The sequence below is a fragment of the Brochothrix campestris FSL F6-1037 genome (assembly GCF_000525915.1).
Taxonomy (GTDB): Bacteria; Bacillota; Bacilli; order Lactobacillales; family Listeriaceae; genus Brochothrix; species Brochothrix campestris.
Map to the genome: position 1 here is coordinate 1 of NZ_AODH01000038.1, position 13,162 is coordinate 13,162.

At 43.2% G+C, this 13,162-nt stretch carries 10 protein-coding genes, 19 tRNA genes, 1 rRNA gene and 2 pseudogenes; 30 read left to right on the forward strand and 2 right to left on the reverse strand.

What is annotated here, in order from left to right; all coding sequences use genetic code 11:
* The first annotated feature begins 97 nt into the window (after positions 1-97).
* The 20 genes from rrf (at position 98) to BCAMP_RS08520 (ending at position 2,007) form a co-directional block, all read left to right on the forward strand.
* Positions 98-213, forward strand: a 5S ribosomal RNA gene (gene rrf / locus BCAMP_RS08425).
* A gap of 3 nt (positions 214-216) precedes the next feature.
* Positions 217-292: transfer RNA gene (locus tag BCAMP_RS08430), tRNA-Val, on the forward strand.
* A gap of 7 nt (positions 293-299) precedes the next feature.
* Positions 300-372, forward strand: a tRNA-Thr gene (locus tag BCAMP_RS08435).
* 91 nt (positions 373-463) lie between these two features.
* Positions 464-536 (forward strand) — tRNA-Lys (locus BCAMP_RS08440).
* Between the two features lie 3 nt (positions 537-539).
* Positions 540-611, forward strand: a tRNA-Gly gene (locus BCAMP_RS08445).
* Between the two features lie 24 nt (positions 612-635).
* Positions 636-721: transfer RNA gene (locus tag BCAMP_RS08450), tRNA-Leu, on the forward strand.
* Positions 722-742: 21 nt separating this feature from the next.
* Positions 743-816: transfer RNA gene (locus tag BCAMP_RS08455), tRNA-Arg, on the forward strand.
* An 8-nt stretch (positions 817-824) separates the two neighbouring features.
* Positions 825-898 (forward strand) — tRNA-Pro (locus tag BCAMP_RS08460).
* 39 nt (positions 899-937) lie between these two features.
* A tRNA-Ala gene (locus tag BCAMP_RS08465) sits at positions 938-1,013 on the forward strand.
* 33 nt (positions 1,014-1,046) lie between these two features.
* A tRNA-Met gene (locus BCAMP_RS08470) sits at positions 1,047-1,120 on the forward strand.
* Between the two features lie 10 nt (positions 1,121-1,130).
* A tRNA-Ser gene (locus BCAMP_RS08475) sits at positions 1,131-1,220 on the forward strand.
* A gap of 25 nt (positions 1,221-1,245) precedes the next feature.
* Positions 1,246-1,319: transfer RNA gene (locus tag BCAMP_RS08480), tRNA-Met, on the forward strand.
* 26 nt (positions 1,320-1,345) lie between these two features.
* Positions 1,346-1,419: transfer RNA gene (locus BCAMP_RS08485), tRNA-Asp, on the forward strand.
* Between the two features lie 8 nt (positions 1,420-1,427).
* Positions 1,428-1,500, forward strand: a tRNA-Phe gene (locus tag BCAMP_RS08490).
* 11 nt (positions 1,501-1,511) lie between these two features.
* A tRNA-His gene (locus tag BCAMP_RS08495) sits at positions 1,512-1,584 on the forward strand.
* A gap of 8 nt (positions 1,585-1,592) precedes the next feature.
* A tRNA-Gly gene (locus BCAMP_RS08500) sits at positions 1,593-1,663 on the forward strand.
* Between the two features lie 15 nt (positions 1,664-1,678).
* Positions 1,679-1,752 (forward strand) — tRNA-Ile (locus tag BCAMP_RS08505).
* Positions 1,753-1,758: 6 nt separating this feature from the next.
* A tRNA-Asn gene (locus tag BCAMP_RS08510) sits at positions 1,759-1,831 on the forward strand.
* A 3-nt stretch (positions 1,832-1,834) separates the two neighbouring features.
* Positions 1,835-1,922 (forward strand) — tRNA-Ser (locus BCAMP_RS08515).
* A gap of 13 nt (positions 1,923-1,935) precedes the next feature.
* Positions 1,936-2,007, forward strand: a tRNA-Glu gene (locus BCAMP_RS08520).
* Between the two features lie 148 nt (positions 2,008-2,155).
* Here the strand turns inward: BCAMP_RS08520 and BCAMP_RS13150 are convergent.
* Positions 2,156-2,329, reverse strand: a pseudogene (locus BCAMP_RS13150) (transposase); the annotation flags it as partial.
* Between the two features lie 565 nt (positions 2,330-2,894).
* Positions 2,895-3,815, reverse strand: a complete 921-nt coding sequence (locus tag BCAMP_RS08525; RefSeq protein ID WP_051456984.1) for a 1,4-dihydroxy-2-naphthoate polyprenyltransferase — start codon at positions 3,813-3,815, stop codon at positions 2,895-2,897.
* A gap of 213 nt (positions 3,816-4,028) precedes the next feature.
* On the opposite strand from BCAMP_RS08525, the gene BCAMP_RS08530 reads away from it, so the two are divergent.
* The 10 genes and pseudogenes from BCAMP_RS08530 to BCAMP_RS08565 all read left to right on the forward strand — a co-directional run bounded on the left by BCAMP_RS08530 (position 4,029) and on the right by BCAMP_RS08565 (position 12,947).
* Positions 4,029-5,237, forward strand: coding sequence for a chorismate-binding protein (locus tag BCAMP_RS08530; protein ID WP_051456985.1), 1,209 nt, complete (start codon positions 4,029-4,031; stop codon positions 5,235-5,237).
* Positions 5,170-5,421: a chorismate-binding protein gene (locus BCAMP_RS15090; RefSeq protein WP_408605189.1), complete on the forward strand. Its 252-nt coding sequence runs from the start codon at positions 5,170-5,172 to the stop codon at positions 5,419-5,421. The genes BCAMP_RS08530 and BCAMP_RS15090 overlap by 68 nt, the downstream gene beginning before the upstream one ends.
* Positions 5,402-7,146 (forward strand): annotated as a pseudogene (gene menD / locus BCAMP_RS08535) (2-succinyl-5-enolpyruvyl-6-hydroxy-3-cyclohexene-1-carboxylic-acid synthase). The gene BCAMP_RS15090 and the pseudogene menD overlap by 20 nt, the downstream one beginning before the upstream one ends.
* On the forward strand, positions 7,133-7,939 hold the full coding sequence (gene menH, locus BCAMP_RS08540; protein ID WP_035315000.1) for a 2-succinyl-6-hydroxy-2,4-cyclohexadiene-1-carboxylate synthase: 807 nt from the start codon (positions 7,133-7,135) through the stop codon (positions 7,937-7,939). The pseudogene menD and the gene menH overlap by 14 nt, the downstream one beginning before the upstream one ends.
* 13 nt (positions 7,940-7,952) lie before the next feature.
* Positions 7,953-8,774: a 1,4-dihydroxy-2-naphthoyl-CoA synthase gene (gene menB / locus BCAMP_RS08545; protein ID WP_035315001.1), complete on the forward strand. Its 822-nt coding sequence runs from the start codon at positions 7,953-7,955 to the stop codon at positions 8,772-8,774.
* A gap of 17 nt (positions 8,775-8,791) precedes the next feature.
* On the forward strand, positions 8,792-10,228 hold the full coding sequence (locus BCAMP_RS08550) for an o-succinylbenzoate--CoA ligase (RefSeq protein WP_035315002.1): 1,437 nt from the start codon (positions 8,792-8,794) through the stop codon (positions 10,226-10,228).
* Between the two features lie 74 nt (positions 10,229-10,302).
* On the forward strand, positions 10,303-11,532 hold the full coding sequence (locus BCAMP_RS08555; protein ID WP_232217960.1) for a Mur ligase family protein: 1,230 nt from the start codon (positions 10,303-10,305) through the stop codon (positions 11,530-11,532).
* 117 nt (positions 11,533-11,649) lie between these two features.
* Positions 11,650-11,907: a hypothetical protein gene (locus BCAMP_RS14760; RefSeq protein WP_269479280.1), complete on the forward strand. Its 258-nt coding sequence runs from the start codon at positions 11,650-11,652 to the stop codon at positions 11,905-11,907.
* Positions 11,908-11,920: 13 nt separating this feature from the next.
* Positions 11,921-12,391: a type 1 glutamine amidotransferase gene (locus tag BCAMP_RS08560; protein WP_269479281.1), complete on the forward strand. Its 471-nt coding sequence runs from the start codon at positions 11,921-11,923 to the stop codon at positions 12,389-12,391.
* Between the two features lie 349 nt (positions 12,392-12,740).
* A complete protein-coding gene (locus BCAMP_RS08565; protein WP_156921197.1) occupies positions 12,741-12,947 on the forward strand; it encodes a hypothetical protein in 207 nt (68 codons plus the stop codon).
* The last annotated feature ends 215 nt before the right edge of the window (positions 12,948-13,162 follow it).

The following is a 13,162-nucleotide window of genomic DNA, read 5'->3' on the forward strand; positions in this document are numbered from 1 at the left end:
GTCAATGAGTTGATTGCGGAGCATACGTTTGTATGTGACAATTGAGACGAAGGAGACAACGATGAAGAACGATGGTTAGATGAAATTCAAACACATGTTTGGTGACGATAGCAAAGAGGATACACCTGTTCCCATCCCGAACACAGTAGTTAAGCTCTTTAGCGCCGATGGTAGTTGGGGGTTTCCCCCTGTGAGAGTAGGACGTCGCCAAGCAATGGGGGTTTAGCTCAGCTGGGAGAGCATCTGCCTTACAAGCAGAGGGTCGGCGGTTCGAGCCCGTCAACCCCCACCATTTTTTTGCCGACTTAGCTCAGCTGGTAGAGCAACTGATTTGTAATCAGTAGGTCGCGGATTCGACTTCTGCAGTCGGCATATATTTTTTTGAAAAAAAATTCGGAAAATAGTTGTTAAAACAACAAAAAAAATGTTATACTTATCTTTGTTGACAAAAACAAACAGATAAGAGCCGTTAGCTCAGTTGGTAGAGCATCTGACTTTTAATCAGAGGGTCGCTGGTTCGAGCCCAGCACGGCTCATACGCGAAAGTAGTTCAGTGGTAGAACATCACCTTGCCAAGGTGGGGGTCGCGGGTTCGAATCCCGTCTTTCGCTTGTAAGTAGAATATACCCATATTAGCCGGGGTGGCGGAACTGGCAGACGCACAGGACTTAAAATCCTGCGGTGAGTGATCACCGTGCCGGTTCGATTCCGGCCCTCGGCATTGTAACACAATTTAAAATGAGCGCCCATAGCTCAACTGGATAGAGTACTTGACTACGAATCAAGCGGTTAGAGGTTCGACTCCTCTTGGGCGCATTACCGAACGGGAAGTAGCTCAGCTTGGTAGAGCACTTGGTTTGGGACCAAGGGGTCGCAGGTTCGAATCCTGTCTTCCCGATTGTATGAATTTACAATCGAAATATCATACCCGATTAATGGGGCCTTAGCTCAGCTGGGAGAGCGCCTGCCTTGCACGCAGGAGGTCAGCGGTTCGATCCCGCTAGGCTCCACCATTATTTTTCAATAAAAAATGCAATAAACATCATGGCGGTGTAGCTCAGCTGGCTAGAGCATTCGGTTCATACCCGAAAGGTCGTGGGTTCGACTCCCTCTGCCGCTATTATATTTCCGGAGGATTACCCAAGTCTGGCTGAAGGGAACGGTCTTGAAAACCGTCAGGCGAGTAAAATCGCGCGGGGGTTCGAATCCCTCATCCTCCTTTTTATCATGTATCATTTATATTATCGCGGGATGGAGCAGTCTGGTAGCTCGTCGGGCTCATAACCCGAAGGTCGTTGGTTCAAATCCAGCTCCCGCAATTGCAAGAGATTGCAAACACGTTTTTGGTCTGGTAGTTCAGCTGGTTAGAATGCCTGCCTGTCACGCAGGAGGTCGCGGGTTCGAGTCCCGTCCAGACCGTTTAGTAAGGCTCAGTAGCTCAGTTGGTAGAGCAACGGATTGAAGCTCCGTGTGTCGGCAGTTCGACTCTGTCCTGAGCCATTAAAATAATGGCGGTTGTGGTGAAGTGGTTAACACACCTGATTGTGGTTCAGGCATGCGTGGGTTCGATCCCCATCATCCGCCTTTTATATGCGAGTGTAGTTTAGTGGTAAAACTACAGCCTTCCAAGCTGTTGTCGTCGGTTCGATCCCGATCACTCGCTTTAGCACAAAAAACAGGGCCTATAGCTCAGCTGGTTAGAGCGCACGCCTGATAAGCGTGAGGTCGATGGTTCGAGTCCATTTAGGCCCATTGTTATCCGCAATAGCTCAGTTGGTAGAGCACACGACTGTTAATCGTGTTGTCGTAGGTTCGAGCCCTACTTGCGGAGTTAGGGGAAATACTCAAGTGGCTGAAGAGGCGCCCCTGCTAAGGGTGTAGGTCGCGAAAGCGGCGCGAGGGTTCAAATCCCTCTTTCTCCGTTTCATTTTTTAAGGCCCGTTGGTCAAGCGGTTAAGACACCGCCCTTTCACGGCGGTATCACGGGTTCGAATCCCGTACGGGTCATCTTTTAAAGCATTAGCTCGAGTAGCTGATGTTTTTTTGTTGAAATAATGGGCTCTATGTCAAATAGTGTTGGTGAGTAAACTTTCGCTTAAATTAAGAAGCTTTTTGGATTGTAGATTAAGTTCTACAATCCTTTTTTTGTATATGATTAATTAGTGATGCAGAGAAGAATGCGATTTCGAAAATTAGTGAAATTCTGATAACCAAAACTAACATGTTTGATAAGCTTAATCTTGTTATTGATGCCTTCTAAATGTCCATTTGAATAACGATAGATAAAACTATTAGTGATTGCGTCTGAATATTTACGTAACGTTCGTAGGTTTTTTAAAAATAGTGAGAAACAGCGCTATGTTTTTGATGAAGAAGTGCATTGTAAGCTTAAAAATTACGCTGGTCAAAGACAACTGTCAGTTGCTTTGAATGACTCATTCAAGTGAGTCAAGTAATTTATAATACCAGGAGAGGTCATCATCTATTTGAACAAAGGTGTATAGCGATACGCGACGTCTTAACATCATATGTGATGATGTTGAAATTTTTAGAAGTTCTGCCATAATGAGAGCAGCGCTCTGGTTTATAAGTGAGTGATTCGAAATAACAAATACCCTCAGTACCGTTCACTTTTTGACGAGAACACCAATTTTCAGTGGAGTTTATATTTACAGCTTTAATTCCTGTAGAAAATGCGATCGAATGAGTGGTATGAGACATATATAATTCCTCCTTTGGATTGGTTCAGCGACTTTATTTTAAAGGGAATTTATATATGTTTCTCTTTTTTTGCCTAAAAATAGTGTTAGCGACATATTTCGTCACCAACACTATAAATTATAGAACCCATCAAAAAAAGCCCCACTTCGGATAATCTTCGAAGTGGGAGAGCTTTAAAAGGCTAAACTAATTAATAAGGCTAAGGTCGTTAGCAATCCGTAATATTTAATCGCTTTTGAACAGTTCGCCATACCTGGAATCATTTTGATGACTTCTGTTTGACGCCAAAAGACGATGACAGAGATTGCAGCAGGAGGTATAGCGATTAGAGTTAACAATAAGAATGGTGTTAAATGAATCGTGAAGATGAGTGACCAAGTCCAACCAAAAGAAATTAACCAGAGAGCTGCATATAAGACAGTGCCCCAACGTTTCCCTAAGAGGATGGCCAGTGTTAAGCGACCGTTACGGGTATCTTCTTCAAGATCACGTAAACTATTGGCTAACAGCATATTACCAATCATTAAGATTAACGGCAATGAGAGATAAACAATCACCTGATTGATGAAATCGGTTTGAATAAAGAAACTAATGTAGGTAATAATACCACCCATGAAAAAGCCGGCCATCAATTCACCTAAAGGCGTATGAGCGATTGGCAGTGGCCCACCGGTATATAAAAAACCAACAATCATCGAAATAAGACCGATGAGGGCTAAATACCAACTAACAGTCACACATAAATACAGACCGAGTAGTAAGGCGATGATAAAACTTAAAAAGGCAAGGTTACGGATGAAGCTTGCTGACATTTTTTCGTTTGTAATAGCCCCACCATGCCCGACCTTATTTTCATCGTCGTGCCCACGTTTATAGTCGTAGTACTCATTAAACAAATTCGTACCTGTCTGAATTAAAAAGGCTGCAAAAAGCATTGCTAAAAATGGTAACACCTTAAATGTTGTATAGTGTAATGCTGCGGCGCTACCGACAAATACAGGAACATAACTCGAAGCCAACGTGTGTGGGCGTAAAAGTTTCCACCATTTATTTTGTGTTATACGAGCCAGTTTTGGTGTCTGACCTTGTTTCAAAAAAATCCTCTCCTTTTATCCAACGTTATTCAAATCTAACTATACCATATTAAAGTAGTCGAACAATAAGTAAAAGTATGATAGCACGCTATTTTTTGTTATAATTGTTGTGGCATAGTAAACATAAGCTTATTGAGAACAAGAACAGTTAGAAACTGAGGATAAGTAGGGCCACTAACATCAATAAGCCCATCTATTTAGGAGCGATATAAAATGAAATTAGTAAAGACAGTAACTGCTTTAATTGAAGAAGGAGTTGAGCGAGCAAAACAGAGCGACCAAGCCACCTTAATTAGTTGGGTGCAAACACAGTCGAACAATGACTTCAATACATTATTAACCAATTTATCACCTGGTGAAGATGCGTTTTATTGGCAAACACCTGATGATGAGTTACGCTTTTTAGGGTTGAAAAGTATCAAGGTCTTTGATACAACGACTGCTAGTATTCAGCGTGCATGGGATAACTTGAAAGCAAACGCGATTTTATATACAGATGGCTCAACACGTGATGGCGAACCGCTTATTTTTGGCGGCTTTAACTTTAATGCGGAGGTCCCAACAGATGGGACAATCTGGCAAAACTATGGCAGACAGCTGTTCATGTTGCCCGAAGTGATGTGGCGTAGTACAGTTGACCGCGATACAATCACTCTGAACTATTTAGTACAACCGCATCAAACAGTGGCAGAAGTCGAACGTGAACTGCGGTCGAAAATCGTGTTATCGGTAAAAAAACAGATTAATGAACACAATGCGATTGTGAGTGAAACGGATTTAATTACACCAGCCAATTGGACAATGATGATTCAAAAAAGCATCGATGCGATTAAGGCTACTAGTTTTACAAAAGTGGTGTTGTCGCGTCAAAAAGCAGTTGAACTTAAGCGAGACTTGCACAGTGGTCAGGTGATGGCAACGTTAATTAGCCAACAACCAAACTGCTATCGCTTTTTAATGCGTTATCAAGGAACTAGTTTTTTAGGTGCATCACCTGAACGTTTACTGTTTAAGGAAGCTGAAACGATTTATTCAGCAGGCGTAGCCGGTTCAATCGAAACCGGTTCAACAGACACCGAACGCAACCAATTAGCGCAAGTACTATTAGCCGATGCTAAAAACCGACATGAACATGCAATTGTTGTGAATATGATTACAGCTAAGCTAAAACCGTTATGTCATGATATGGTTTATCAAGAGACACCAGCCATCTTAAGCAACCGCGACATCCAACATTTATATACGCCGATTAAGGCACAATTAAATGCCGGGACATCATTTTTAAGCTTGGTCAAAAAAAATGCATCCAACCCCTGCGTTAGGAGGGTTTCCTTCACAAAAAACGCTCGAGTGGATCGCCCAAGAAGAACCACAAATTCGAGGCTTTTTCGGAGCCCCGATTGGGTGGTACGATGCGAGTGAAAATGGCGAGTTTGCCGTTGGTATCCGTTCACTTGTGGCAGCTAACCAACAGGTTCGATTATTTGCTGGTTGTGGCATCGTGGCTGACTCAGAGCCGCAAACAGAATGGAATGAAACAGCCTTGAAGTTTCAACCGATGTTAAGATTATTAGGAGGCGCTCACAATGACAAAACATCAAATTGAAATGACGCAATATTTAGCCGCATTTATCGAAGAAATCGTACAAGCCGGCGTTAAAGAGGCCGTTATTAGTCCAGGTTCGCGGTCAACCCCATTAGCGATGTTAATGGCAGAACATCCGACCTTGAAAATTTACATCGATATCGATGAACGTTCAGCTGGTTTTTTTGCACTCGGGTTAGCAAAAGCATCATTACGACCTGTTGTGCTATTGTGTACTTCAGGCACAGCAGCTGCCAATTACATGCCAGCTGTCGTTGAGGCGAATTTATCGAACATCCCGTTGGTGGTACTCACTTCAGATCGTCCACATGAATTGAGAGGTGTTGGTGCACCCCAAGCAATCGATCAAATTCATTTATACGGTCACCATGTGAAAGAATTTGTGGAGATGGCCTTGCCTGAGGCGAGTGCCGAATTACTCAACTATGCGAAGTGGCAAGGTGCTCGGGCAGTAGATATCGCCTTAAAAGCCCCTCGTGGACCTGTTCACTTGAATTTTCCATTAAGACAGCCATTGATGCCATTATTAGAGCCATCGCCGTTCAGCGGCGAACAGAAGCGCCATCACGTGCATATTTATTCGACCAACGAGACAGTCAGCTCGGAATTGTTGGCAGAAATGTTAACCCTGTGTCACGGTAAAAAAGGCTTGATTGTCATGGGCGATTTACAGGTTGCACCAGCATTAGCAGCACAAATAGTGCAATTATCACACCAACTGGGTTTTCCTGTTTTAGCCGATCCTCTGTCACAACTGCGTTCTTTTGGTCAGAATGAGTATCAGGTGATTGATCAATATGACAGTCTCTTTCGTTTCGCGAGTGTGAAAGAACAAGTTAGAGCAGAGGTCATCATCCGAATGGGGCAATGCCTGTTTCAAAATTTTTAAGTCAGTATCTTGAAACGCTTGTTGATGCTCGTCATATTATCATCGACCCAGGGTCAATGTGGCGTGATCCAATTAAAGCAGCTACTGATATGGTGCACTGTGATGAAACAGTATTTGTCGAAGGCTTGCTTGCATCAGTCGATCAAGCACAACGTGACAGTGAGTGGTATGACCAATGGCAGCGATTAAATAGGCTGAGCAAAACATGTATGAACCAATATTTAGCAGCGATTGAAACGCTCGATGAAGGCAAAGTCGTGGCACAATTACAACAACATTTACCGAATGAGGCCGCATTATATGTTGGAAACAGTATGCCAATCCGTGATATTGATACGTTCTTTATCCAGACGAATAAACAGGTGAGAATCGTCGCTAACCGAGGTGCAAATGGGATTGATGGTAATATTTCAACTGCATTGGGGATGAGCGTTACCCAACAACCGATGTATGCCTTAATGGGCGATGTCACCTTTTATCATGATATGAACGGGTTGTTGATGGCACGTACGCATCAATTAAATTTGACGCTGATTGTGATTAATAATAATGGGGGTGGTATCTTCTCATTCTTACCACAGTCCGAGAGTCCACGTCATTTTGAACAGTTATTTGGAACACCAACCGATATTTCAATTGAAAAAGCGGCCAATTTATACGATGCAACGTACCATGCTGTGCAAGATTGGGAAGATTTTCAAGACACACTTGATCGCGCCGAACACCATAAAGGCTTAAATATTATCGAAGTGAAAACAAATCGGTATGAAAATGTAGTCACACACCGCAGTGTATGGGATAATATAAAAGCAGTGATTGACCATGAGTTGTTATGAGTTAACGGTCAATGACCGTTCGTATCGCGTGATTGATGAGGGCGCAACACACCTGCCTGTTATTTTGTGGTTACATGGCTTTACCGGCAGTCCAGCAACCTTTGAACGCACGAGTTTAAAGCTATCGCATCACCGTCACCTGCGCATTGAATTAGCGGGTCACGGTCTTGCGGCACAGTCGGCCTGTTCGTATGCTGAGCAAGTGACTGATTTAATCGAAATTGTAAATGTGCTTGACATAAAGGCCTTTGCAGTTGTAGGCTACTCAATGGGGGGCAGGCTCGCACTTGGCTTGACCTGTACATATCCGGAGCGTGTCACGCACTTAGTGCTTGAAAGCAGTTCACCAGGGCTTAGGACACAAACTGAGCAAGAGGCACGTCGCGAACATGATGAACGACTGGCCCAACGTCTTGAACAGGAGGGCTTAGAGGCTTTTATTTCCTTTTGGGAAAAAATTCCCCTCTTTGTCTCCCAACAGCAGTTACCGACACCACAGCGTTTAAGACTTCGTCAACAACGCTTGCACAATAGCGTTGCGGGATTAAGTGCATCATTGCGCGGAATGGGCACCGGTGCTCAACCGAGCTATTGGTCTGAGCTATCGCAGTTGACCTGCCCAATCCTTAGTGTTGTGGGGCGCTTAGATGCGAAGTATCGCCAACTTGCTTCCGAGATGCAGGCCGTTCAGCCACAACTTGAAATTGCTACTGTCGCTAACGCCGGACACATCGTCCATTTCGAAGCGCCAGAGGCATTTGATAGACTACTAATAAAATGGTTCAAAAAATAGGAGGAATTATACAATGAAAACATTTGATTGGCAACCAGTAAAAGAGTACCAAGAAATTAAATTTGAAAAAACAAACCACGTGGCTAAAATTACGATTAACCGCCCACACGTGCGTAATGCCTTTACACCATTAACAGTAATGGAAATGATCGATGCTTTTACAATCTGTCGTGATGATGCCGATACAGGCGTTATTATTTTAACAGGTGAAGGTGACCTTGCCTTCTGTTCTGGTGGCGATCAAAAAGTACGTGGTAACGGTGGCTATGTTGGCTCAGATAACATTCCTCGATTAAACGTATTAGACTTACAACGCTTAATCCGTGTTATTCCAAAACCAGTTATCGCGATGGTTCGTGGGTACTCTATCGGTGGCGGTAACATTTTACAATTAGTATGTGATATTACAATTGCAGCTGATAACGCTAAATTTGGTCAAACAGGACCAAACGTTGGGAGCTTTGATGCCGGCTATGGTTCGGGCTACCTCGCACGCGTAATTGGACATAAACGTGCCAAAGAAGTTTGGTTCATGTGTAAACAATACTCAGCTGAAGAAGCGTATGAAATGAACTGGATTAACAAAGTTGTGCCGCTTGCAGAGGTTGAAGAAGTAACGATGGAATGGGCAACTGAAATGTTGAAGAAAAGCCCGACAGCAATGCGCTTTATTAAAGCAGCTTTCAATGCTGACACAGACGGCTTAGCTGGCTTACAACAATTTGCCGGCGATGCAACAATGCTTTACTATACAACAGATGAAGCGAAAGAAGGCCGTGACGCTTTCAAAGAAAAACGCGATCCAGACTTCGATCAATTCCCTAAATTCCCATAAGGCGAGAAGGTGCAAACATGCGTGTTAGCAATTGGTTATTACAAAGGGTGCAACAAACACCAACAGCAGTTGCGCTCATCACTGATGAACAAACGTTGACCTTTGCCGACGTATGGCAAACGGTCACTCATTTAGCTGCCAAACTGCAAACAGTCGTGGCGGCGGGTGATCATGTTGCTGTACTCGGTGAAAATAAACGCGACTTCTATGAACTGATTTTGGCGTTGCAACAAGTCGGTGCGGTGACGGTGTTTCTTAACAACCGTCTCACACCACGTGAAATTAATTATCAATTGCAGCAAAGCGATGCCACGCTGCTTCTTCATGCCACTAACTTTAAAGAGTTGGTTGATTCGTTGAACGTAACGAATCTGCCTGCTCTTTCGTTTGTATCAGTGGCTAACATGACGGCAACGCCCCTGCAATTGCGCTCAACGCTGGAGCTTAAAACAACCGCATCACTGATGTTTACCTCGGGTTCGACCGGGCATCCAAAGGCGGTGCAACAAACGTACGGCAATCACCTGGCCTCAGCGACCGGAACAGCGATGATGAGTGGTCTCTCAACGACGTCTCGGTGGTATTGTGCCGTGCCGTTGTTTCACATTAGTGGCTTATCGATACTGATGCGTTCACTCTTATTTGGCTGTGCCGTTGTGCTAGCGCCCAAGTTTAGAGCAGAGCAGTTACAACAGCTGTTAGCGACGGGCGCAATCACACATGCCTCAGTCGTTACAACGATGCTCCACCGCTTGATGCAAGCAAAAACACCGTTCACTTGTCATCCTAACGTGCAACTCGTCTTGTTAGGTGGTGGTCCTGTTACACGTGAACTCTTAACAGCCTGCCAAGCGTGGCAGCTGCCTGTGACCCCATCATATGGGATGACCGAAACAGCAGCTCAAGCGGTAGCAATGCCGTTAGATCAAGTAGCAACAAAACTCGGATCAGCAGGCATTCCTCTGTTTCAAACTGAATTACGGATTGGTAATGGCGACACGCCACCTCAAACCGTTGGCGATATTTGGCTTCGTGGTGGCAACATTACACCTGGCTACTACCAGCATCACTCGGATGATTTTATTGATGGTTGGTTTAAAACAGGTGACATTGGCTATCTTGATACTGACGGTTATTTATTCGTTAAAGAACGGGCAGGTGACCTGATTATTTCGGGCGGTGAAAACATTTATCCGACCGAGATTGAGCACGTTTTATTACAACATCCGCTCGTGAGCGATGTCGCTGTTATCGGTGAGTATCACCCTCAGTGGGAACAAGTGCCAATCGCCTACATCGTGAGCGAACACCCCTTGCACAAGGCTGATTTAGAGGCTTTCATCGCCACCAAATTAGCGAAATACAAGTGGCCGCAACGCTACGTGACAGTGGCCAAAATACCGCGGACAGCAACGGGGAAAATTCAACGGCATCGCCTCCGTAACAAAAGCTAGCGTACAGTTTGGGTCAAGCGATAACTTATGGTAAAATGAAATGAATTAAAGAAGCGATTGGAAGGGGAAATAACATGTCACTACGTAGTAAAATGGCAGCGGTAGTAGGGAAAACCGTCTACCTGACCGTTCAAAAGTTAACAAAAGGGGGCAGCAGTTTCCCAGGTCGGGTGGCGTTGAAATTAGACCCAGCCGTGTTACAAGAGATTTCACGTAACTATGAAGTCATCATTGTAACGGGTACGAATGGTAAAACAGTGACATCAGCTTTGATGCATAACGTTTTGAAGCAAGCACATCCAGACACGATTTCAAATTCAACTGGCGCCAATATGTTACAAGGGATTACATCAACCTTTTTGAAAAATTATCAACCGAGCCGTAAAGAAAAACGGGTGGCAATCTTAGAAGTCGATGAAGCCAGTTTAACGAGCATCACAAAATACGTTAAACCGCGGGCAATGGTCTTTACTAATGTTTTTCGCGATCAATTAGATCGCTACGGTGAAGTGTACACCACCTTGAAATTAATGGTTGATGGTGCGAACTTAACACCAGAAACGACTTTATTTGTCAATGGCGATGCCCCTATTTTTCACGATATGGCTGTCAAAAATCCGGTCGTTTACTTTGGCTTTGACCTCGAAAAAGGTGAGGCTCAAGAAGCGCAAACAAATGCGACAGCCACACTTTGCCCACATTGTAAGAAACCGTTAAAATATAACTTTATTACATACAACAACCTCGGTGATTATTACTGTGCAAGCTGTGAGTATAAACGTCCAGAACTGACATACCGCCTCAATGAAGTGACTCGTTTAACGGATCAAGAAGCGGATGTTCAAATCGATGACGAACCGTATCATTTAACGGTGGGTGGGTTATACAACAGCTATAACGCGTTGTCTGCCTATGCAATCGGGCGCGAATTTGGACTCACAACGGCTCAAATTAAAACCGGCCTCGTGTTGGATCAAGCGGTCTTTGGTCGTCAAGAAGCAGTTCAGGTCGGCACGAAGCGTGTGCACGTTATTTTGGTGAAAAACCCCGTTGGCTTTAACCAAGCAATTGAAACGATTGGCTTACATGACGAAGCTTTTTCACTCTTCTTATTAATGAACAATCATTATGCAGACGGCATCGATGTGAGCTGGATTTGGGATGTTAATTTTGAAAAATTAGCAGAAATGCCGATTCCAAATTACAATGTTGGTGGCGAGCGTTACTATGATCTCGGCGTACGTTTAAACGTGGCTGGAATTCCAGAAGAAGAGATTGGGGTCGTGCAACTATCGATGGCTTAGTCGATGCTATTCAAGCGGTAGAAACAGAAGACGTTTATGTTTTAGCGACCTATACTGCGATGTTGCGTTTCCGAGAAGAACTGTATAAAAAGAACATGTTGAAAGGAAAGTGGTAACATGGAAATGTCATTAAACATGTGCCATTTATATGCCAACTTGTTAAACACATACGGCGATAATGGTAACTTACTTATATTAAAACACCGTGCGCAAGTACGTGGCATTGCCTTCAATATTGAAACCGTTAGTATTGATGAAACCTTTGATGATTCAAAATATGACATGGTCTTTATTGGTGGTGGGCAGGATTATGAGCAACTGCTCGTTGCTAAGGACATGCAAACGAAAAAAAACGGCTTTAACGCAATATATTGAAGACGAGAAAGTCATGCTCGCGATTTGTGGTGGTTATCAAATGCTCGGTCAATATTATTTAGATGCCGATGGTAATAAAATTGCGGGTATTAACGCAATGCCTCATTACACCGTTAACGGCGATGAACGTTTTATCGGCGATGTTATTTTACACAATGCTGATTTCGATGAAAAATACGTGGGCTTTGAAAATCATGGCGGACGTACGTACCTTGGTGAAGGTCAAAAACCATTGGCACGGGTTGAAAAAGGCCGTGGTAATAATGGGGAAGATGGTACCGAAGGCTCAATTTATAAAAACACGTATTGCTCATATTTACACGGGGCGTTATTAGCGAATAATGCGGAGCTAACTGACCGTTTATTGTTAACGGCCTTACAACGTAAATACCCAGAGGTGAAAGAATTACCGCCGTTTGCGAGCAAGTTCCAACAAACAGCTAAGGCTGAACGCTTGGTGGGCCGCGACGCTACTGATAAGTAATAAAAGCTGAGACAGGTCATTTAACTTCGAAGCGATTGGAATTCAAGAGAGTGTCGACTATTTACCGTCGACAGGAGAGAAATTGGAATTTCAAATGTTCTGGTTGAAGGAACTAGAAAAATAAAACAAAAAGAACAGTCATGCCCATAAGGTATGACTGTTCTTTTTGTTTTATTGGCAAATGAACTTCGAATCAGTTATGATTACATGTAAACATAATGTAGAACCTATGAATAAAATACCGGTTGGACGATTTCAGAGAGGATACAAGTCAAATAATAAAATATTTTTTCACTTAGTAGTCTTATTAAATAGAAGATAAGATTATATAGCAGATGGAGGGGATAGCGTGATGAATAAAATGATTTTAGTTGGTGCAATTATTTTTGGAATCGGATTATTTATTCAATTAATTACCGCAAAATGGAGTTGGAGACTGGGAGGGTATTATAAATCGAAGAACAAACCACTTTCCCTCATTGGTTTATGTATCATCATATTAGGTTTAGTTATCATCGTGATGTCAGCAATTGCTAATGGGCAATTGAAAATCTAACAGCTTAAAGAAAAATAAAATAGGTAAATAATAAAGCATTTCTTGTTGAATTCAGATGAACTTAATTCAGCAAGAGATGCTTTTAAATAGCCATCAAACAAAGCGTTCTTGTTTGACGATTTAGTGTCGCTAGTCCACCTGTTTGTGAATTTAATCAAGCATAAGATGGAGAATAGCCAATTTTACACCTATAATTGAGAATACATTACTTGAAT